This window comes from Thiothrix sp., assembly GCF_028714775.1.
In the GTDB taxonomy this organism is placed as follows: Bacteria; Pseudomonadota; Gammaproteobacteria; order Thiotrichales; family Thiotrichaceae; genus Thiothrix.
Genome location: NZ_JAQTLS010000008.1, coordinates 121,147 through 141,663, shown reverse-complemented (window position 1 = coordinate 141,663; position 20,517 = coordinate 121,147). Strand labels below are relative to the sequence as shown.

19 protein-coding genes are annotated in these 20,517 nt (G+C 55.2%); 15 read left to right on the top strand and 4 right to left on the bottom strand.

Annotation, left to right across the window (positions count from 1 at the left end; translation table 11 throughout):
- Positions 1-71 precede the first annotated feature (71 nt).
- Positions 72-506, top strand: a complete 435-nt coding sequence (gene trxC, locus PHE17_RS09370; RefSeq protein WP_301015576.1) for a thioredoxin TrxC — start codon at positions 72-74, stop codon at positions 504-506.
- 66 nt (positions 507-572) lie between these two features.
- Here the strand turns inward: trxC and PHE17_RS09365 are convergent, their stop codons facing one another.
- Positions 573-722: a hypothetical protein gene (locus PHE17_RS09365; protein WP_301015575.1), complete on the bottom strand. Its 150-nt coding sequence runs from the start codon at positions 720-722 to the stop codon at positions 573-575.
- Between the two features lie 668 nt (positions 723-1,390).
- On the opposite strand from PHE17_RS09365, the gene PHE17_RS09360 reads away from it, so the two are divergent.
- The 13 genes from PHE17_RS09360 (at position 1,391) to PHE17_RS09300 (ending at position 10,752) form a co-directional block, all read left to right on the top strand.
- Positions 1,391-1,816, top strand: coding sequence for a metalloregulator ArsR/SmtB family transcription factor (locus tag PHE17_RS09360; RefSeq protein WP_301015574.1), 426 nt, complete (start codon positions 1,391-1,393; stop codon positions 1,814-1,816).
- 89 nt (positions 1,817-1,905) lie between these two features.
- Complete coding sequence (locus tag PHE17_RS09355; RefSeq protein WP_301015573.1) at positions 1,906-2,901, top strand: ArsJ-associated glyceraldehyde-3-phosphate dehydrogenase; 996 nt, start codon at positions 1,906-1,908, stop codon at positions 2,899-2,901.
- 2 nt (positions 2,902-2,903) lie between these two features.
- Complete coding sequence (gene arsJ, locus PHE17_RS09350; protein ID WP_301015572.1) at positions 2,904-4,106, top strand: organoarsenical effux MFS transporter ArsJ; 1,203 nt, start codon at positions 2,904-2,906, stop codon at positions 4,104-4,106.
- A gap of 76 nt (positions 4,107-4,182) precedes the next feature.
- Positions 4,183-4,689, top strand: a complete 507-nt coding sequence (locus PHE17_RS09345; protein ID WP_301015571.1) for an arsenate reductase ArsC — start codon at positions 4,183-4,185, stop codon at positions 4,687-4,689.
- Between the two features lies 1 nt (position 4,690).
- Positions 4,691-5,764 (top strand): ACR3 family arsenite efflux transporter, encoded by a 1,074-nt coding sequence (arsB, locus tag PHE17_RS09340; RefSeq protein ID WP_301015570.1) that lies wholly within the window; start codon positions 4,691-4,693, stop codon positions 5,762-5,764.
- A gap of 23 nt (positions 5,765-5,787) precedes the next feature.
- Positions 5,788-6,729 (top strand): rhodanese-like domain-containing protein, encoded by a 942-nt coding sequence (locus PHE17_RS09335; RefSeq protein ID WP_301015569.1) that lies wholly within the window; start codon positions 5,788-5,790, stop codon positions 6,727-6,729.
- Complete coding sequence (locus tag PHE17_RS09330) at positions 6,726-7,154, top strand: thioredoxin family protein (protein WP_301015568.1); 429 nt, start codon at positions 6,726-6,728, stop codon at positions 7,152-7,154. The genes PHE17_RS09335 and PHE17_RS09330 overlap by 4 nt, the downstream gene beginning before the upstream one ends.
- The gene (locus PHE17_RS09325) at positions 7,154-7,834 is read left to right on the top strand and encodes a cytochrome c biogenesis protein CcdA (protein ID WP_301015567.1); all 681 of its coding nucleotides are present in this window, start codon (positions 7,154-7,156) and stop codon (positions 7,832-7,834) included. The genes PHE17_RS09330 and PHE17_RS09325 overlap by 1 nt, the downstream gene beginning before the upstream one ends.
- A gap of 15 nt (positions 7,835-7,849) precedes the next feature.
- Entirely contained in the window at positions 7,850-8,761 is a 912-nt protein-coding gene (locus tag PHE17_RS09320) for a cation diffusion facilitator family transporter (protein ID WP_301015566.1), read from the top strand.
- A 15-nt stretch (positions 8,762-8,776) separates the two neighbouring features.
- Positions 8,777-9,064, top strand: coding sequence for a hypothetical protein (locus PHE17_RS09315; RefSeq protein WP_301015565.1), 288 nt, complete (start codon positions 8,777-8,779; stop codon positions 9,062-9,064).
- On the top strand, positions 9,025-10,083 hold the full coding sequence (locus PHE17_RS09310) for a permease (protein WP_301015564.1): 1,059 nt from the start codon (positions 9,025-9,027) through the stop codon (positions 10,081-10,083). The genes PHE17_RS09315 and PHE17_RS09310 overlap by 40 nt, the downstream gene beginning before the upstream one ends.
- A gap of 20 nt (positions 10,084-10,103) precedes the next feature.
- A complete protein-coding gene (locus PHE17_RS09305; protein ID WP_301015562.1) occupies positions 10,104-10,382 on the top strand; it encodes a thioredoxin family protein in 279 nt (92 codons plus the stop codon).
- A gap of 16 nt (positions 10,383-10,398) precedes the next feature.
- Positions 10,399-10,752 (top strand): YkgJ family cysteine cluster protein, encoded by a 354-nt coding sequence (locus tag PHE17_RS09300; RefSeq protein WP_301015561.1) that lies wholly within the window; start codon positions 10,399-10,401, stop codon positions 10,750-10,752.
- On the opposite strand, the gene mog is transcribed toward PHE17_RS09300, so the two are convergent.
- A complete protein-coding gene (gene mog / locus PHE17_RS09295) occupies positions 10,749-11,306 on the bottom strand; it encodes a molybdopterin adenylyltransferase (RefSeq protein ID WP_301015560.1) in 558 nt (185 codons plus the stop codon). The two genes, PHE17_RS09300 and mog, sit on opposite strands and share 4 nt — an antisense overlap.
- A gap of 52 nt (positions 11,307-11,358) precedes the next feature.
- On the opposite strand from mog, the gene PHE17_RS09290 reads away from it, so the two are divergent.
- On the top strand, positions 11,359-12,288 hold the full coding sequence (locus PHE17_RS09290; RefSeq protein WP_301015559.1) for a lysophospholipid acyltransferase family protein: 930 nt from the start codon (positions 11,359-11,361) through the stop codon (positions 12,286-12,288).
- 18 nt (positions 12,289-12,306) lie between these two features.
- On the opposite strand, the gene pbpC is transcribed toward PHE17_RS09290, so the two are convergent.
- Both pbpC and PHE17_RS09280 read right to left on the bottom strand, forming a co-directional pair.
- Positions 12,307-14,610, bottom strand: coding sequence for a penicillin-binding protein 1C (pbpC, locus tag PHE17_RS09285; protein ID WP_301015558.1), 2,304 nt, complete (start codon positions 14,608-14,610; stop codon positions 12,307-12,309).
- A gap of 44 nt (positions 14,611-14,654) precedes the next feature.
- Entirely contained in the window at positions 14,655-20,480 is a 5,826-nt protein-coding gene (locus PHE17_RS09280; RefSeq protein WP_301015557.1) for an MG2 domain-containing protein, read from the bottom strand.
- Positions 20,481-20,517 lie beyond the last annotated feature (37 nt).

Below are 20,517 nucleotides of genomic sequence, written 5' to 3'. Positions count from 1 at the left end.
TCTGGGGTAGAAAGTCGATAGATTTGCCCCCATATTCAGCGCATTCTGTAAAAATTTCACAAGGAAATCACATGAGCGATGTACTGAATTTGGTTTGCCCTGCCTGCGACGTAACCAACCGCATCCCCGCTGACCGCACCAAAGACCAACCCAAGTGCGGCAAGTGCCACAGCGCCCTGTTCAACGCGCACCCGGTTGAACTGAGCGGGGCGAATTTCGCCAAACACGTCAGCCGTAATGACATTCCGGTGCTGGTCGACTTCTGGGCTCCGTGGTGTGGGCCTTGCCGCCAGATGGCTCCGGCATTCGAGCAAGCCGCAGGGCAACTGGAACCGCAGGTACGGCTAGCGAAACTCAACACCGAAGCCCACCAGATGGTGGGGGCGCAATACAATATTCGCAGTATCCCAACGATGGTGCTGTTCCGTAACGGGCAGGAAATCTCCCGCCAATCCGGGGCGATGGGTGCGGCAGATATTGTACGTTGGGTGCGCAGCCAGCTTTAAACACGAATACGAAAAAGCCCCAGCCAGTCGCCCGGCTGAGGCTATCCGTTTCCATCCCTGTGCCAGTTATTTCGGGACACCGCCGTTGACGATGTAGTTAGCCGCGAAACTGGCATTATCCAGACGTGCGTAACTGCCGTACACATCCGTCGCTGGCAAGGTGAAATCAACCAACTGCGTGGTATCACTGGCAAATGCCAGTGCGGACTTGCTCATTACCCCCAGATGGTTACGGGTGATGCACACTGATGTATCAGCTTGCTCATCTATGCCGCTCCTTGGCTGATTTTAGGTAATTACTTACCGATGGCAAGCAGGGATATTAAGACCTTGAAACGCATATTGAGCTACAAAAAAGAAGCCACATTGCCGGAAAACAATGTGGCTTTACACTTGCGAGGGAGTGAACATTATTTTACATGATAATCTTATTACGGCAAATCAAACTTAAGCAAAGGGAAATGAAACCTTATCATCCGCAACTCATAAAAAAAACCAATTACACCTCACGACTATCCACCCAATCACTGCCGAAAATGGCGTTTACAAACATAGCAGACATACACTAGCCTGCTATCCAAGAGCCAGCGCATCCACCAAGCGGGGCGTGCCTGATGGGCGCGTGCCCGACAGTACGGGCAGGTTGTGACATTGACACCAGATGCTAAAGGCATATTACGTATCTTTCTTAAACTGTTATATCGTATAGGTGAAAATATTATCTTGCGCCAAACAAATAGCGCGGGCTGATACTTAGGTTATAAACTTAACGCTTCATTATACCAAAGACAAGTTACAAATTATTGTAACTATCAATTAATGCTAAAAGCCAACAAACACAATACTCAGAATAAATAAAAGCATTTACTGACAATCGGTACAAAATGGCAACCACTGGGTGCGCAGCCAGCTTTAACCGCGCTATACTCGGCAGTACCCTGTTAACTGACCAAACGACAATGCAACTGGAAACTTTCACCAAAGCCCTTGCCGACCAGACCCGCCTGCGCATCCTGCTGCTGTTGGTGGGCAAGGCGGAACTGTGCGTGTGCGAACTCACGCAAGCACTGGAACTGGCGCAACCGAAGATTTCCCGCCACCTTGCCGTGTTGCGCGAAGGCGGTTTGTTGCTAGACCGTAAGGCCGGGTTGTGGGTGTATTACCGCCTGCATCCCGACCTGCCGTGCTGGTTGCTGGATACGCTGGAAAGTTTGCGACTGGGCAGCGAAGGTGAGGAGCCTTTCCACACTGACCGCCAACGCCTGACAGGAGCGGAACGGCAAAGTGAGGTATGCTTACCCTGCGCATGAACCTTTTGTTAAAAATAATAAAAAATATCGCTATATTTGATTTGGCGAATATAATGAGCCGCACGTTAATATAGGTTCAGGAGCAGCTCATGGCAATCATCGGCATCAACGGCTTCGGGCGCATGGGGCGCTTGGGCATCCGCGCAGCATGGGGCAACCCGGCGTTCACCTTCACGCAAGTCAATGAAATCGCGGGCAATGCGGTTACATCCGCGCATTTGCTGAAGTTCGATTCCATCCACGGCATCTGGTCGCCGGAATGCAGTGCCGATGACCGCACTATGACCGTTGATGGTCAAACCATTTCCTACACCTCCAATAAAGCTATCGAAGACACGGATTGGTCTGGCTGCGACATCGTGCTGGAATGCAGCGGCAAGTTCCGCAAAATTGAGCAGTTACAGGCGTATTTCGACCAAGGCGTGAAAAAAGTGATCGTTGCCGCTCCTGTGGAAGGCGCGTTGAATATCGTGTATGGCGTGAATGACGATTGGTACAAGCCGGATGAGCATCATTTAATCACTGCCGCTTCTTGCACCACCAACTGCCTCGCACCCGTGGTCAAAGTCATGCACGAAAAGGTCGGCATCAAACACGGCTGCATGACCACCTTGCACAATATCACCAACACCCAAACTATCATCGACAAGGGGCATAAGGACTTGCGCCGGGCACGGGCGTGTGGCGAATCCATGATCCCCACCACCACGGGTTCTGCCAAAGCCATCACCAAAATCTTCCCCGAACTCGCGGGAAAATTGAACGGTCATGCGGTGCGCATCCCCTTGTTGAATGCCTCCCTCACCGACTTTGTGTTTGAAGCAGCGCGTGAGGTGACGGCGGAAGAGCTGAATGGCTATTTCAAGGAAGCGGCGGACACCTACCTCAAAGGCATTTTGGGTTACGAAGAACGCCCGCTGGTATCGGTGGATTACAAGCATGACCCGCGTTCGTCCATCATCGACGCGCCTTCCACAATGGTCATCGACGGTACGCAGGTGAAAATCTATGCGTGGTATGACAACGAGTGGGGCTATATGAACCGCATGATGGAGTTGACGGCGAAAGTTGTGGCGAGTTTGTAAGCATGACCCTTGACCTGCGCAATTACCTCACTGTCACGGGTGGCTACTGGGCATTCACCCTCACTGATGGCGCACTGCGGATGCTGGTGGTGCTGTATTTTCACCAGCTCGGCTATTCGCCGTTTCAGGTGGCGATGCTGTTCTTGTTCTACGAATTTTTCGGCATTGTCACCAATCTGGTCGGCGGCTGGTTGGCAGCGCGGCTGGGGCTGAATGTCACGATGCACCTCGGCATGGTATTGCAAATTGCCGCGTTGGGGATGTTGCTACCCACCGCATGGCTGTCTGTGCCCTATGTGATGGCGGCGCAAGCCCTGTCCGGCATTGCCAAAGACCTGAACAAGATGTCGGCGAAAGCGAGTGTCAAAACCCTCGTGCCGAAAGATGCGGATGCGAAGCTATTCAAGTGGGTGGCGATCCTCACCGGCTCGAAAAATGCGCTGAAAGGCGTGGGCTTTTTCCTCGGTGCGGCTTTGTTGCAAGTCGCTGGTTTCCAGAATGCACTGCTGATCCTCGCGGGTGGGTTGTTCGTGGTGACACTATTGACCCTGCTGCTGTTGCCGGATGAGCTTGGCAAAGCGAAATCCAAACCGAAATTTACCCAAGTGTTTTCCAATAATGCGGCGATTAACTGGCTGTCGGCAGCGCGGTTTTTCCTGTTTGGGGCGCGGGATGTGTGGTTCGTGGTGGCAGTGCCAGTATTCATGCACGCGGTATTGGGCTGGAGCTTCATGCAGGTCGGAGGTTTCATGGCGGTGTGGGTAATCGGCTACGGGGTGGTGCAAGCGAGTGCGCCTGCATTGCTGGGCTTGAAACAACATGCGCCGGGGGCGGGCGCTGCCCAATTCTGGGCGTTGGTGTTGTTGTTGATTCCCGCAGGTATTGCGCTGGTATTAGGACAGGGCTGGGATGCCGGGTCTGTGTTGGTCGCGGGTTTGCTGATTTTCGGCGTGGTGTTTGCCATCAATTCCGCGCTGCATTCTTACCTGATTCTGGCTTACGCGGATCATGATAAGGTGGCGTTAAAGGTCGGGTTTTATTACATGGCGAATGCAGGTGGGCGGCTGGCGGGTACGGTGTTGTCGGGTTGGTCATACCAGCAATACGGGTTGGAAGGTTGTTTGTGGCTGTCGGCGGGATTTGTGTTGGCGGCGTTGTTGCTGTCGTTACGCTTGCCTGAAAAACATGAATCTTTTGTGACATAATACTTAGTCCATTCCATATATTCGATTTGACGTATATGTTATCCTCTTTAACAACTGCTTGAAGAAGGATAATTTTATGTTCAACGTCCTGTTTCTTTGCACGGGTAATTCTGCCCGCAGCATTATCGCAGAAGCCATCCTGAACCGTTTGGGCATGGGCAAATTCAAGGCTTATAGCGCAGGCAGCCATCCACGTGGTGCAGTCAACCCCATGACCACCAGCTTGCTGGATCGCCTGAATTATGTCACGGCGGATTTGCGTAGCAAGGACTGGGCTGAATTTGCCGCACCTGATGCGCCCAAGTTGGATTTTGTTTTTACCGTGTGCGATAAAGCGGCGGCTGAAATGTGTCCCATCTGGCCGGGTCAACCCATGAGCGCCCATTGGGGTGTGCCTGATCCGGCGGATGTTGAAGGTGACGAAATCACCCGTTTAGCCGCTTTCCGCGAAGCCTACCGCCAGCTTTACAACCGCATTGATATTTTCGTCAACCTGCCGATGGGTTCGCTGGATGAACTTTCCCTGCAACAGCAGTTGCAAGACATCGGGCAAACCACCCTGCCACCCACCAAGGATGCGTGAGATGAGCGCCCAGTGTGAAGTCACTGCCAAACGTGCCACCAAAGCGGCAATGGGTGTATTTGAACGCTACCTAACCGTGTGGGTGTTGCTGTGCATTTTCGCCGGGATCGGCTTGGGCAGTGTGTTCCCCAGCGCATTCCAAGGCATCGGGCAAATGGAGGTGGCGCAAGTCAACCTGCCCGTAGCCGTGCTGATCTGGTTGATGGTCATTCCAATGTTGCTGAAAATCGACTTCCGCGCCTTGCATGAGGTCGGGCAGCACTGGAAAGGCATTGGGGTAACGCTGTTCATCAACTGGCTGGTGAAACCGTTTTCGATGGCGTTGCTGGGCTGGTTGTTCATCCGCGTGCTGTTTGCGGAATGGTTGCCTGCTGAACAACTCGATAGTTACATTGCTGGGTTGATTTTGTTGGCGGCTGCACCGTGTACCGCGATGGTGTTCGTATGGAGCAATCTGACGGATGGCGAACCGCATTTCACCTTGTCACAAGTGGCGTTGAATGATGCCATTATGATTTTTGCGTTTGCGCCGTTGGTGGGCTTGCTGTTGGGAATGTCGGCTATCAGTGTGCCGTGGGCGACGCTGTTTTTGTCGGTAGTGATTTATATCGTGATTCCAGTGCTGATTAGTCAAGGTTTGCGGCAGTGGTTGCTCGCATCCGGCAAGCTGGAAGCTGCGTTAAAAACGCTGCAACCGTGGTCGTTGGGGGCATTGCTGGCAACGCTGGCATTGCTGTTTGGCTTTCAGGGGCAACAGGTGTTGGCGCAGCCACTGATCATTTTATTGCTGGCGATCCCGATTCTGATTCAGGTGTATTTCAACTCGATGCTGGCGTATTGGCTCAATCGTCGGTTTGGGGTGGCGCATTGTGTGGCAGCCCCTTCCGCGCTGATTGGGGCAAGCAATTTCTTTGAACTGGCGGTAGCAACGGCGATTGTGTTGTTTGGCTTCAATTCGGGTGCTGCGCTGGCTACCGTGGTCGGGGTATTGGTGGAAGTGCCGGTAATGCTGTCCGTCGTTGCTATCGTCAATCGTACACGCGGCTGGTATGAAGCGGGGGCAGAAGGTTCTTAAACGTTAGGAGAGGAAAAAATAGAATGGCATTACGGTTAAAACGCATGGGTGCAGCCCTGTTACTGCTGAGTATGTTTTTGCTGTCGCCTGCATGGGCAGAAGGCCGCGACTTTTTGGTTGATGCCGATTGGCTGGCAGCCGAAAAGCAAAGCAATAAAGATTTGGTGATTCTTGAAGTCCGTTATCATCCGCACCGTTATAACACTGTCGGGCATATTGAAGGTGCGGTGCAGGTAAAGCGTTTCAAGGATTTGGGCGATAATCTGGGCAGTCCAATCATGCGCTTCCCGGCAAAAAATGTGTTTGAGAAAACCTTACGTTCATGGGGCATCAACAACAGCTCTACAGTGGTGATTTATGACGATTCCAGTACGGCTTTGGCTTCTAGGCTGTATGGCACGCTGGAATTGTTTGGCTATGACATGAGCAAGGTGAAAATCCTTGATGGTGGCACGATTGGCTGGACTGGTTTCAACGAACTCACCAAAGAATCCACTCCCACGCCAAAAGAAGGCAACGTCACCCTAAAAGATGCCAACCCCAAGATGCTGGTGGAATGGATGGCTGTGTACGACGATGTGGTTTCCCGCCGTGCCCCTAACGTGGTGCTAGTTGATGCCCGTCCGGCTGATATGTATACAGGCAAAGTCATCAAACATGCCGTGCAGGGTGGGCATATTCCCGGTGCGATCAACATCGTCAGCATTGACGGCACGGATGGGCAAACCCAACTGTGGAAATCGGCTGAAGACATTGCTGCCTTGTACAAGGACATCCCCAACGACAAAACGGTGTACATCTACTGCCACGACGGTTTCCGTATGAGTTTAGGCTGGCTGCAACTCAAGAATTTAGGTTACAAAGATGTGCGCTTCCTCAACGGTGGCTGGGGTGTATGGGATAGGGCAATGACCTTGCCAGTGGTACAAGGCGACAACGCCTATGATGAAGAATACGCATTATGAAATGGCAATCAGGCAAGTTCCAACTGCCCATCATGACGTGGCTGATGCTGCTGGCGCTAGTGGGGATACTGGGCTTAAGCACGGTGCAACTATCCACCAAAGCACACGCAATCGAAGGTGACATGGTTGCGCAAGCCTTGCAGCAGGGTAAACCTACCATCGCAGAGTTCGGTTCTGACAGTTGCCGCACCTGCCAAGAAATGTCGAAAGTGCTGAATCAGTTAGAACAAGACTACGCCACGCAGTTGTCAGTGGCGCACGTCAATATTGTCAAAGAACCGGATTATGCCAAGCAGTACCACATCATGCTGATGCCTACCCAAGTGTTCTTCGATGCCAATGGGCAGGAAACCTGGCGGCACATGGGGCCACTTACCCAACAGGAAATTCTGGATGCTTTAGGCATTCCGGCAGGCAAATCCTGATGTCGGGGTGGGAAGGGCTGCTCGTTGCATTGCTGGGCGGTATCCTGACTTCGACCTCACCGTGCGCGTTGGCAGCCATTCCCGTAACGGTCGGTTATGTCGGTAGTCGTGCCGACACCCCGCGCCGTGCTTGGTGGTTGTCGTTTGCCTTTGTGCTGGGGATGAACTTGACGTTGTTGGGCTTTGGTTTGCTGGCGGCGCGGATGGGGCTGCTGTTCGGTAATGTCTCCGGCACTTGGTCAATCTTAGTCGGGGCATTGCTGGTAGCAGCAGCATTGTGGTTGGGCTTGCGCCCTGCCCAATCCTGTGGTTTAAGCCTCCCCGTCGGTATCCAGCAAAAGTTCGCCCATTCAGGGACATGGGGGGCAATTGTGTTGGGTGGGCTGATCGGTACGGTACTTAGCCCGTGTGCCACGCCCGCGTTGGCGGCGGTGTTGACGCTGGTTAGCACTGGCTCATGGCTGGGCGCGTCTTTGTGGTGGGGTATGTTACTGCTGCTGGTTTACGGCATCGGTCACAGTATCTTGCTGTTTGTCGCAGGGGCAATGCCTGCGACGGCAAATACCCTGATCCGCCAGATTGCCCAGTACGACCACTGGCTACCGGGGCGGCGCACTTTCGCCATGATCCTGTTGCTGGCGGGTTCGTGGTGGGTTTGGCAGGGCATTGTCCAACGTTAATACAACGGGAACACCATGGAACACTCTCATGACCACCATCATGCCCCTTCTTCTTTCAATCTAGCATTCGGCTTGGGTATTGCCCTGAATCTTGGTTTCGTCGGCATTGAGGCTTTTTTCGGCTGGAAAATCAATTCACTGGCATTACTGGCGGATGCAGGCCACAACCTGAGTGATGTGGCGGGGCTGGTGGTAGCATGGGGCGGGATGCTGGCAGGTGGGTTAGCCGCCGATGTGCGCCATACCTACGGCTGGAAGCGTGCCTCGATTTTAGCGGCATTCACTAACGCGCTGTTATTGCTGGTAGTAATGGGTTCGTTGATGTGGGAATCGGTCGGGCGCGTTGGGTCAAGTATTCCGCCCGATGGCTACACCATCATGTGGGTGGCAAGTGTGGGGGTGGTGATCAATACTTTGACGGCGTTGCTGTTTATGCGTGGTTCAGAGGATTTGAACATCCGGGGTGCGTTCCTGCACATGGCGGCGGATGCGCTGGTGTCGATCGGCGTGGTCATTTCCGGGGCATTGGCGTTGTGGTTTGGCTGGGGCTGGCTTGATCCTTTGGTGAGTCTGGCGATTGCCATCATCATCGTGCTGGGAACATGGGGTTTGTTCCACCAATCGTTGCACTTACTGTTTGATGGCGTGCCACACCATATCAGCTTGCCAGCGGTGAAAGCCCATCTGGAAGCCTTGCCCGGTGTGGAACAGGTGCATGACCTGCACATCTGGGCGCTGGGAACGTCAGAAGTGGCGTTGACGGCGCATTTGCTGATGCCCGCCGACAGTCCGGGGGATCAATTCCTGACCGACTTGGCGGCTGCGCTGCGAGAACAGTTTGGCATCCACCACCCGACCGTGCAGATTGAAACGGTCGCGGCGGAGTGTGGTTGTCATCAACATTTTCCTGTATCTCACACCCCTTAACTTGGAGCTTAAAATATGAATGATCAACCCCCTTTACATTCTTCCATTGTCGCGCTGATTTCGCTAGCAGCGGGGATTGCCGCCAAACACCCCAGCATGGGCTTATGCCAAGTCCAGCGGCTGCGCTCCTTAGGTGTGTCGGAAGACCATATCAACACAGCGGTGGAAATCGCCCGCCACATCCGCGATGAAGCGGCGCAAAAGCTGGATGTTGCATTCGATGAACAGTCCGTTGCCGCACCTGTGGTCACTGTGGGTGGCGCTTGCTGCACCCCAACCGCTTCCGGGCAGGCGTGCTGCTGATGGTCATTTCAGAAAAACGCTGGTTTTTACCGTTAGCGGCGGTGGTCTGGTTTTTACTCTACCAATCGCTGATCCCCGTTTCGGAAGCGCTGGTTGCCGCCCTGCCCCTCAACCGTGACAGCCATCTGGGTAGTGCGTTGCAGTTCTTTTTGTACGACACCCCCAAAGTGTTGCTGTTACTCACTGGCATCGTGTTCGTGATGGGCATCATCCACACCTTCGTGTCGCCGGAACGTACCCGTGCGATGCTCTCCGGCAAGCGCCTCGGTGTGGGTAATGTGATGGCGGCAACGCTGGGCATTGTTACACCGTTTTGCTCCTGTTCCGCCGTGCCGCTGTTCATTGGCTTTCTGCAAGCGGGCGTACCGTTGGGAGTGACGTTCTCGTTCCTGATTGCTGCGCCGATGGTAAATGAAGTGGCGTTGGTATTGCTGTTCGGGCTGTTTGGCTGGCAGGTGGCAGCGCTGTATCTGGCGATGGGCTTGCTGATTGCCATCGTTGCCGGAATGCTGATCGGCAAGCTGGGGATGGAGCAATACCTCGAAGACTGGGTACGTGCCATGCAAAACACGCGCTCCGCTGATGTGCCGGGTGGTCGCATGGCGTGGGCGGAACGCATCAACCACGGTTTCCAACATGTGCGTGAAATCGTCGGCAAAGTCTGGCCTTATATCATCGCGGGGGTCGCACTGGGCGCGTTGATCCACGGTTACGTGCCGCAAGATTTCATGGCGTCTTTCATGGGCAAAGATGTATGGTGGGCAGTTCCCGCAGCAGTATTGCTGGGTGTGCCGATGTACAGCAACGCCGCTGGTGTGATACCCGTCGTGCAGGCATTGTTGGCGAAAGGCGCAGCACTGGGCACGGTACTGGCATTCATGATGAGCGTGATTGCCCTGTCAGCGCCCGAAATGATCATCCTGCGCAAGGTGCTGAAACCGCGACTGATTGCTACATTCGTGGGCATTGTGGCACTCGGCATCTTGCTGGTCGGTTATGTATTTAATCTGGTTTTATAACGTTTCATTCAGGAGTTTTTATGGAAATCAAAGTACTCGGCACGGGTTGTGCTAGCTGCAACACCACTTACAAGCTGATCGAAGACACTGCCAAAGCCAAAGGCGTGACGCTGGAATTGGAAAAGGTCGAAGACCTACCCACCATCATGGGTTACGGCGTGATGTCGACGCCCGGTGTCGTGGTGGATGGCAAGGTGGTTCACGCGGGTGGGATTCCATCCAAAGCCAGTGTGGAAGGCTGGTTGCTGGGATCAAAAATCAGCGTGGGTAATTGTTGCAGCGGCGGCAAGTGCTGCTAAGGCTTGCAACACCGCAATGACCACCAATAGCCAGAAAATCCGGTTTTTCCGCAAACACATTCCCGCGTTTGCCTGCGAACCCGGTTGCCACGACTGCTGCGGCCCCGTCACCACTTCCAGCGAAGAGATGGCGCGGCTGCCGGTCAAAACTGATGCGGAGCACGAAGAGGCGCTCGCTGACCTACGCTGCCCGCACCTTGGTGAAAAAGGCTGTCAAGTCTATGCGGAACGCCCGCTGATCTGCCGTCTGTTTGGCACGACCCCACGACTGGCCTGCCCGAATGGCAAGCATCCTGCGGTGATGGTTAACCCGCGCATTGAGCGGCAAATCCAGCTTTTCCTCACAGAAACGCGCCAAGTGCTGGTTTAAGCTGGTGACTGTACTTTGGCATGGGCAGGGCGGAATGCCTTGCACTGTGCCGGGTCAGATTCCAGCCACGCACCTTCAATCAAATCAATGCAGTAAGGGATTGCCGGGAACACCGCCTGCAAACAGTCGTCAATCGCCGAGGGTTTTCCCGGCAGGTTAACGATCAGGCTTTGCCCACGAATGCCTGCGGTTTGGCGCGACAGGATCGCGGTCGGCACAAACTTCAGCGAAGCCGTGCGCATCAACTCGCCAAAACCCGGCATCATCTTGCTGCATACGGCTTCGGTAGCTTCCGGGGTCACGTCACGCAAAGCAGGCCCCGTACCGCCGGTGGTGACGATCAGGCTGCACTTTTCCACATCGCTCAACTCGCGCAGGGCAACTTCGATTAACGGCTGTTCGTCAGGGATCACGCGGGCAACCGCTTCCCACGGGCTGCTCAAGACACGGGCAAACCACGCATGGATCGCCGGGCCACCCTTGTCTTCATACTCGCCACGGCTAGCGCGGTCGGAAATTGTCAAAATGCCAATGCGTGCAATACCTTGCCTCATGCTCAAAACCTGAATGGAAGATTCAAACGCATGATGGTAGCATCCACAGCCAATGACAGCATTACCCCCCACCCAAACCATCCCTGTAAAAGACCGGCTTCGTGGCAGTCTTTTTATTGGTCTTATGCATATTCTTAGCACTTTGCCGCTACAGATAAATCATGCACTGGGTGCGGCGCTAGGTCTACTAAGTTGGTACTTACCCAATAAGCTACGCAGCGTCACCTTACAGAATCTGCAAATTGCCTACCCACAGTTGAGTGAAGCCGAACGCTTGCTCCTTGCTAAACAAAGCCTGATCGAATTGGGTAAAACCACCACTGAAATTGCCCCGTTATGGTTATGGCAACCTACCACCTTACTGAAAAAGATCGTGGAAGTTCGGGGGCTAGCGCTTTTCGAGCAGGCACAGCAACATGGCAAAGGCGTCATGATCCTGACCCCTCACTTGGGCGCTTGGGAATTATTTTCGCCCTACCTTGCCAGCAAATCAGCGATGACTGCGCTGTACCGCCCTCCCCGCTTGAGCAGCCTTGAAGCCTTTACCGTTCGCGCCCGTGAACGCACTGGGGCAACCTTAGTGCCGACCAATGCCCGTGGCGTCAAGGCATTGCGCAAAGCCTTCGCCGAAAATCAGGTCAGCGTCATTCTACCCGACCAAGACCCCGGCAAGTCATCAGGGGTTTATGCAGATTTTTTCGGGCATCCTGCCAAAACCATGACTTTAGCCTCACGCTTGGCACAAACCGCCCAAGCAGCCGTATTGTGGGGAATTGCAGAACGGCTCCCCAAAGGACGCGGATACCGCATCCATTTTCTGCCCGTGAACCCAGAGTTTACTTCGCCTGATGAATTACTGGCTGCACGGGCGCTGAATGAAGGCGTTGAACAGTGCATTGCCATTGCCCCAGCACAATATATGTGGTCTTACAAGCGCTATAAAAATACACCGCCGGGACAATCTAATCCATATAGCGCCTAGCCCCAGCAGCTTATCAGGCTACTTCTCCTGCGCCGTGACCAACACCTCAAACTCGCGCTCCACCCGATTGCCCGCCTCATCCACCACCGTCAGCCGATGCTTGCCCGCTGCGGGTTGCACTGCCTGCTGGTGGAACGTCTGGGTCGTACCGATAAACTGGTTATCCAAATGCCAGTACAGCAGTGTTTCCGGGCGGCTAGGCACGGCGCGGAAAATCGTTTGCCCCAACTTACCGTCAAGTTCACGCGGCAGGTAAATCTGCGTATGGTCTTGCGGGTACACCAGCGTAAGCGCGTCCTGCTGGCTGTCGATATCGCTTTGGCAATCGGCACGCCACGGCGGCAGCGGTAGGTAATCGGCATGAAATTGCTGGTAATAATCGGCCTGATCCGGTGGCAACACAAACCAGTTGCGGGTTTGCATGTTCGCCACCGCTTCGCAATCGCTGGTGACGCGCCATTGCCCGCTGGCATCCAGATGGATACGCTGATGGTAAGGCGTAATCCGCGCAAAGTGGCTGCTGAGCGGCATATACACCGTTTTGGTTTCGCACGCGCCATTGCTTAGATAGCCATCATCACGGCATACCTCCACCTTGCTCATTTGCCAATCGGGGCGTTGGAACCAGCCGCGATTCGACGGCAACAGACTGAAGGTATTGAACAAGATCGGCGCGGCACTTTGCGTCCCGGTCAGTCCGGCTCGCCCTTCGCCAGCGGCATTCCCGACCCACACGCCCACGGTGTAATCCGGGGTAGTGCCTATCGCCCACGCATCGCGCTGCCCGTAACTCGTGCCGGTTTTCCACGCGACTTTGCGGCTGCTGCTGAATTTCTCCCAGTAACCGTCGTCGCCGGGGCGGGCGACTTCCAGCAAGGAATCAATCGTCAGCCATGCGGAAGCCGTGGAAAGTGTAGCAATCTGCTGAGTATTGGCATTGTCCGCCAGCAGCATCCGGCCTTGTTGCCAAAAGGTTTGCTGGTGCTGCTGATCTTGCGCGGCACGGTTGGCAAGGTTGGCGTAGGCCACGCTCAAATCCCACAACGACGCTTCCGCCCCGCCCAGAATCAGGCTCAAACCGTAATCCCGTGCCGAACGGGTCAAGTGGCTGAAACCCAGTTGGCGCAATTGCATCAAAAACGGCTCGACCCCGCGCACACTCAGCAGATTCACCATCGGAATATTCAGCGACCGCGCCAAAGCTTCCCGCGCACTCACCGCGCCGTGGTAATGGCGGTTGTAATTTTGCGGGGAAAAACCGCTGTAATTCACCGGCACATCCGCCACCAGCGAATCCGGCAAGATCAGCCCTTGCTCAATCATATCCGCAAACAACAAGGGCTTGAGGGTGCTGCCGGTACTGCGCGGACGCTGGATCATGTCAATCGCGTGACCCTGTTCCACGTTGTAAGCCATGTCGGGACGATTGCCCACATACGCCATCACCTCAAACGTGCGGTTATCCAGCACCAGAATTGCCAGATTTTGCACACCTTCCAGAGCCAGTTGTTCACCGCTGCGTTGCGCCAAGGTATTGAGTTGCTGCTGCAAATTGGCATCCAGCGTGGTGCGGAAACGTTGCCCGTCAGGGTGTTGCGCTGCCAACGTATCCAGCAAATGTGGCACAAGGCGGGGCAACAGATGCGGCGCTTCGGGCAAGGGTTCAGCAACTGCCAACTCGTATTCCAGCTTCGACAGCACATTCTGGGTGAAAAGCTGGTTGAGCAAACGGTTGCGCTTCGCTAGCAAACGCTCGCGGTTGCGTCCGGGGTGGATCAGCGCGGGATTGTTGGGCAACACCGCCAGCATGGCGCTTTCTGCCCACGACAATTGTTCGGGGCTACGCGCAAAATAACGCCAAGCGGCCGCTTCCAAACCCACCACATTGCCACCAAACGGCGCGTGGCTGGCGTAGCGTTTAAGGATTTCATCTTTGCTGTAACGGCTTTCCAACCGCCATGCCCGAAGCAGTTCCACACCCTTTTCGGTCAAAGTACGGGGTGGATTGCCGCGTGATAGACGGATGACTTGCATACTCAAGGTACTTGCACCGCTGACTATGCGCTGTTCTCGCAGGTTGTCATAGGTAGCGCGGGCAAGGGCGAGAAAATCCACGCCGCTGTGTTGCTGGAAACGCTTGTCTTCAAACTGGATTAGGGCGGTAGCGAATTTATCCGGCACGCTTTCGAGTTCGGGGAAACGCCATTGCCCGTCGGCGGCAATGTGTGCACTCAACAGCCTGCCGTTGCGGTCTAACAGCAGGTGGGAATGAGTGGTGGCGAAGAGCGTCGTGGGGAGGCTGTAGAAATACCACCACCCCACGAATGCCACCAACAGGAGGGGGAATATCCCCCTCAATACCCTTTTCAGTTGGTCGGCTCCGGCTTAACCTCCGCCGCTGCTGCCGCCACTGGCACAACCCTCATGATTTTCACTGGCAAACCCGCTGTCCGCGCCCGTGTCGCAGGCTGGTACATCGCTTCGCTGCTGATTGCCGGGAAGTAAAACTCGCCCAAGAACGCGGCATTGAGTTTGACCTTGACGGTTTTGGTTTCACCTGCTGCCAGATCAAAATAGCTCAACACGCGGTCGTCACGCACGTCCTGATAACTCAGCCCAGTAGGGTTAGCGGCTGGTTTTTCCGCTGGCGCAGGGGTAGTAGCGATATTTGCTGCTGCCGTGGTTGCAGCCGCAGCCTCCCCTTCACCCTCGCCGTCGCCTTCCGTTGCTGCACCGTCCTCTTTTTTGGCAGGTTTAGCTTCGGGAGCCGTTTCGGTCACGGTCGTGCCGAGTTCCACACCGGATGGCAGCAAGGTGGAAAGTGCTACATGCTTAAGCGCTGCCGTTCCGCTGTTGGTGACATTGACGTTCAGGTCGTAGTCTTGGCCTTGCTGCAATTTCAGTGCTTCTGCCAATGGCGTGGCGGTGTCCCAAACCTTGTTGCCTTGCTTGTCGAGCAGTTCGGCTTGCAGGGTCATGCCTTGCGCTTCCGCCTGTTCGTTGCCAGCCGGAGCAATGCCGCGCTGGGTCACTGTGGCGTAGAGCTTGCGGTCGCCGTCATTGTGCAGGGCAAGCTGGAAGGCTTTATCCTGCGCGGTGAGCAACTGGCTGATCAGCGGTTGTGCGCTGTTCAACGGCGTAGCGGCAGCTTGGTCGAGGGTGAAACTCGCGGCCAACGGTTGCTTGCTGCTGCTGAGGTAATGCGCGACCGACAGCAATGCCCAGCTAATGTCGTGGGTATTCTGCGCAGTAGTGCTGCCCAGTTCCGTGGCAATTTGCTGTACCACCAGATCGGCATCCTGCATTTTTTGCAGTGCCAGCAAGGTTTCCAGTTGCAAACCGAGTTGCCCCAGTTTCTGGCTGAAGGTTTGCTCGGAAGTCGGCGTATTCAGCTCGGTAGCCACTAAACCTTGCGTGGTTTGCTGCGCAGCTTCGGCTTGCCCTGACAACAGGTAAGCGGCGGCGAGTAACCAGCGGGCTTGCGGGTTGGCTTTGCCGGATTCGCGCAAACGGTTCATTGCGCCCATCTGCGGTTTGCCTGCCACAGCCAACACGTACAAGCGGTAGGCTTGGGTGGAACTGGTGTCTTCCGTACCACTGGCGACTGGCGTCCAGTCTTGCGACTGTTTGGCCTGATAGGCTTGCCATGCAGTCATCATGCCCAGCGGCACGCTATAGCCTTGCTTTTGCGCTTCAATCAGGAAATGCCCAGCGTACAAACTCGCCCAATCATTGGCTTCGGTTGAACCGGGCCAGTACATCAGGTTGCCATTGCTGCTCTGGAAATCGCCCAGTTTGGCGATGGCACGTTTGATGTGGTGTTCCACCTGTTTCTGGCGTTCCGGGTCAAGCTTGAGCAGCTTGGGCAAGTACAACTGCGGGAACACCGCCGAAGTGGTTTGCTCCAAGCAGCCGTGCGGGTAGTTCACCAAGTAATCCAGATGCTGTTCCAGATTCAGGTTCGGCAGGCTGGAAAGCTCCAAAGTGCTCTGGTTCGTGCCGACCATGCCGTGCGGGGTAATGGCGGATTGCCAGTCTGCTTTGGGTTCGAGCGTGGTGCTGACCGTGCGCAGGCTTGGCAAGTTCGGGGCTTGCACCGCTAAGTTCACTTCGTGGCTGCTGCTGAGTTTGCCGCTGGTAGCGGTAAATTTCAGCTTGCCTTGCATCGGCTTGTCGCCCGCTTTGAGGAACAGGGTCACGACTTTTTCGCCCGCTTGCGTGAAGGGTACGGTGAGTGCGGGGCCAACGCTGGCGAATGCACCATCGGCTTCCACCTTCACTTGTACCGATTTCACTGCTGGGTCGGAAACAAACACGGTCAGCGGCACTTCGATACGTTCGCCGACTTTCAAAGTACGCGGCAAAGACGACAGCAACATCAACGGTTGGCGCACGAACACAGGCTGTTCCGCCTTGCCGTAAGCTGTACCGTCCGAGGCAACCGCCATAATGCGTACCGCGCCGAGGTAAGACGGCAGCTCAACACTGTGCTCCTTGGTTTGCCCCGCATCCAGATGGAATGCGCCGAGGAAACGTACCACGGGTGGGAAGCGTTTCGGCTTGTTGGCAGCATCGTCGATTTGCGCTTCGTCGCCACCACCGATAGCGAGAATGCGTTCCAGATTGCCGCTGTATGCACCGATTACACTGTCGAACAAGTCCCACGTTTTAATGCCGAGCGCTTCTTTGCGGTAGAAGGCTTTGTGCAAATCGGGGGCTTCAAAGCGGGTCAAGCCGAGTAAACCTTCGTCCACCACGGCAAGGGTGTAATCCATTGCCCGCCCAGATTGTTCACTGATGCTGAAGGTTTGCGTGCTTTCTGGTTTCCATTCTTCCGCCGCTTTCAGCACGGGTTGCAGTTTGGTTGCCGGGTCTTCGACCAATAGCGGAATGATGCCGTACAAACGGATCGGGCGGTCATTCTGCTTGTTCTGGTGCGCTTGCAACAAGGTCACGCTGACGTAGGCGTTCGGAGCCATGTTTGCGGTAATCGGCAACGGAATTTGGGTACGTTGCCCGTTAAAGTCGATCCAGCGTTGTTCCAGAATCTGGCTGCTGGTTTCGACGGTGAACAAGGCACGTCCGGCTTGCGCTTCCGGCAATTGGATTTGCGCGGTTTCGCCAACCTGATAGCTGGTTTTGTCACTGCTGAAACGCAACATCGCGGCAGCACCACTGCCCTCTTCCTGCGCACGCCCTGCCCAACCGGGCCAATCGACGTATAAGGTTTTCCCAGTGCAATGTTTGCCCTGCAAGTCGCAAGCGCGGATCAAATAACGCCCCCATTCAGGGTATTTGATCTGGAATTTCCATTCGCCCTTGCCATTGGTGGTGCTGACGATGGATTGCTGCAATTTGCTGCTGTGGCTGGAATCGGCGTATTCGGCGAGCGAATCGGGGGTTTTATCCCACCACCATTTCCACTCGATTTTGTAGAGGGTGACTTCGACTTGCGGCAGGGAAACTTCCTGCCCATCCGCATTCAAGCTGGCAATGCTGACGGTGTGTTCGGTATCGGTCAGCAACATGCCGCGTTCATCATCGCCTTTGGGCAGTTTCATGCCGACGTAATGTTCAAACGGGTGGTAGTCGATTTCCTGTTTGCTGATGCTGAAACCGCCGCCCTCTTCATGCACACGGCTGGTAAACCACGCGCTGAGCATTCCCGGCGCAGGTTGTTCTGGCTGGAAGCTCTTGTTGAAAGTCAGGTTGCCCTGTTCGTCCAAACGGCCTTCAAGCAATTGCTGTTCAGCACTGTCGAGTTTGCGGGTTGGGTCGTCGAAGGTGTAATCGTTGAAGCGGGTAAACGCGGTGGTCTTTTCGCGCAAACGCACGCTGACATCCGCTTTCAAATTGCTAGCCGTACCGCCGTGCAGCCATTGGCCAAACAGCTTGCCGTCCGGCAGTGGGCGGTAGCCATGCAGTGCGGTCACGCCGTAATTGAGTTCAACCTTGAGGCGGTTGGGGCGCACTGTTTCGATTTTCAGGGTTTTGTCGAAAGTGCTGCCGCCGAGTACCGCTTTCACCAGCCAATCGCCGGTTGGGTCGCTTTCTGCCGTTCTCAGGGTGAATGGGTAAAACGACCCGGTGGGTTCTTTATTGGTGACGGTTTGCTTGAGCTTGCCAGTCGGGTCAAACAGTTGCACCGTAACCGGGTGATTGGACGGCAAGGTTTTAGCGCGATCCTGCATGACGAAAGTGAGGTGGATGTCATCGCCGGGACGCCACACGCCACGTTCACCGTAGAGCACGCCTTTCAAGCCTTTTTTCACGGTTTCACCGCCGACATCAAACTGGCTGGTTTCCAGCGCATTATCGCCGTTGAGTTTGAGGTAAGCGCGGTCGTCACCTTGTTGGGCAATCAACAGGAATGGCGTGTTGGGGCTAGCCAGTTCAGCAAAGCCGTCGCCATTGGTGGTGGTGGTTGCCAGCGTTTGCCCTTGGAAATTGCGCATGGTCAGGCTGACATTGTTCGCTGCGGCGGCAGTGCGCAAATCAGTGGCGATTACGTGCACTTTGCCATTGCCGTCTTGCTTGGCAATCAGGCCGAGGTTGCTGGCAATGAAATTGTGCGTGGATTTAACGTCGTCGCTGTTAGCAAAGTAGCTGTCATTACAGGCATCTTCGCGCTTGTCCCAGTCGTAATCGGGGCCGTCGCTGTCGGCAGCGTATTCTTCAATGCCATCCCAACCGCTGGCTTGGGCGCTGTTGTCGTCTTCGTGGTTTTCCAGCGGTTTGTCACTGATTTCAGGCGCTGGTGTTCCAGCGGGGCAAGGAAACGTGGAGTGGCGGCGGTCAATCGACAGTTCCAAGCGATACAGCGTGCCCGGTTTGGTTTTGAACAATTGCGTGGCATCAATGCTGTAACGGTTCCACTGGTTGGGGTTGGCGGAAGTCAGCGGAATGGTTTTGCGCCATACGTAACGCCCGACGCGCTCCACTTCCGAGTCGCCATCCAAGCCGTTGACTTGCAGGAATTGCGCAATGTTTTCTGGGTATACTTCCATCGCGGTGATTTGCACGGCATTCACGCCACGCGCTTCCAACGGAATGGTCATGCTCTCGTTGTCAGGCAGGATGCTGCCTTTGCCGACGAAACGTACCGCTGGTTTCGGTGGCCCTAGGGTAATGGATTGTTCGCTGCGTTCCGCGAGTTTGCCCAAAGTGGCGGAAGCGGCTTTGATGCCCGCTTGCAGGATCAGTTTGTGTTCGCCCGGTTCGAGCGTGGTAGCGGGGTAAACCAGCAGACGGTTGCCGACGATTTGGGTGCTGACATCGCCTGTGCCCAATTGCACCAAGCCTTTCAGGTCTTGCTGGGTATCGAGCGCGTCGGAAAAGCTCACGCTGACGTGCGGCTTGCCTTCCGCGTCTTCGCTCAAGGTATCAATGCGGGTAACGCTGAAAGTTTGTTGGCTAGGAATCACGAAATCGCGTGCGCCGCTGCTGTTCGCCCCTTGCGCATTCAGCCCCTTGCCATCCCAACTCAGGTGCAAGTCGGTGGCGAAAGTTTCACGCGGTATGGCGGTGACGACGAAACGGTGTTCCGTGCCAGTTTCATTGTGTTCCCAACCGATGCCCAACGGTTTTTTCTGCGAGGTCGCTTGCAGGACTTTTTCCACGACATCAGCAGCCACGAAATCGGAGGTAAAAACTTTGCCTTCCAACTGCATTTGCGTGGGTTTATCAGCTACCGGGTCAAGCCCTTGGGTTTGCACTTCCATTTCCAGTGCAGCGGTTTTGAAGGCGAAGTCGATAGGCTTGGTATCAGCGGGGATATTGAGCAAGCCATCAGGTTTTACCGTCAGGGTGTAGGCTTGCCCGGAAGCCAGTGGCGCATCCGGCATAAACGCGATGCTGCTGAGGGTATCAAATTGCGCTTTGCCTGCGACATTCGGCGAAAAGCTCAGGTAAGCATCGGCACTGCTGCCCACTTTATCGGCGCTGATCACGGGCTGGCGGAAACCGATAGCGAGCGGCTTATTGCGCGGCTGCACATTAGGTGGGCGTTGGCTAAATAGCTCGGTGAGCAAACGGGAACGGTCTTGCGCTGCCGGGTCGGGCTGGGCAGAGGTTGTTGCCGCCACGTCCGCCGAGGGGGGATTGGAGCCAGAATCACAACCGCTCAAAGCCGCTGCACCTGACATCAGCCATAACAGCAGCAGGAAACGCAACAAGGATGGTGGTTTTGTCATTATAAGATTCCCCGCAGTATAGTTAATGTTACTTATC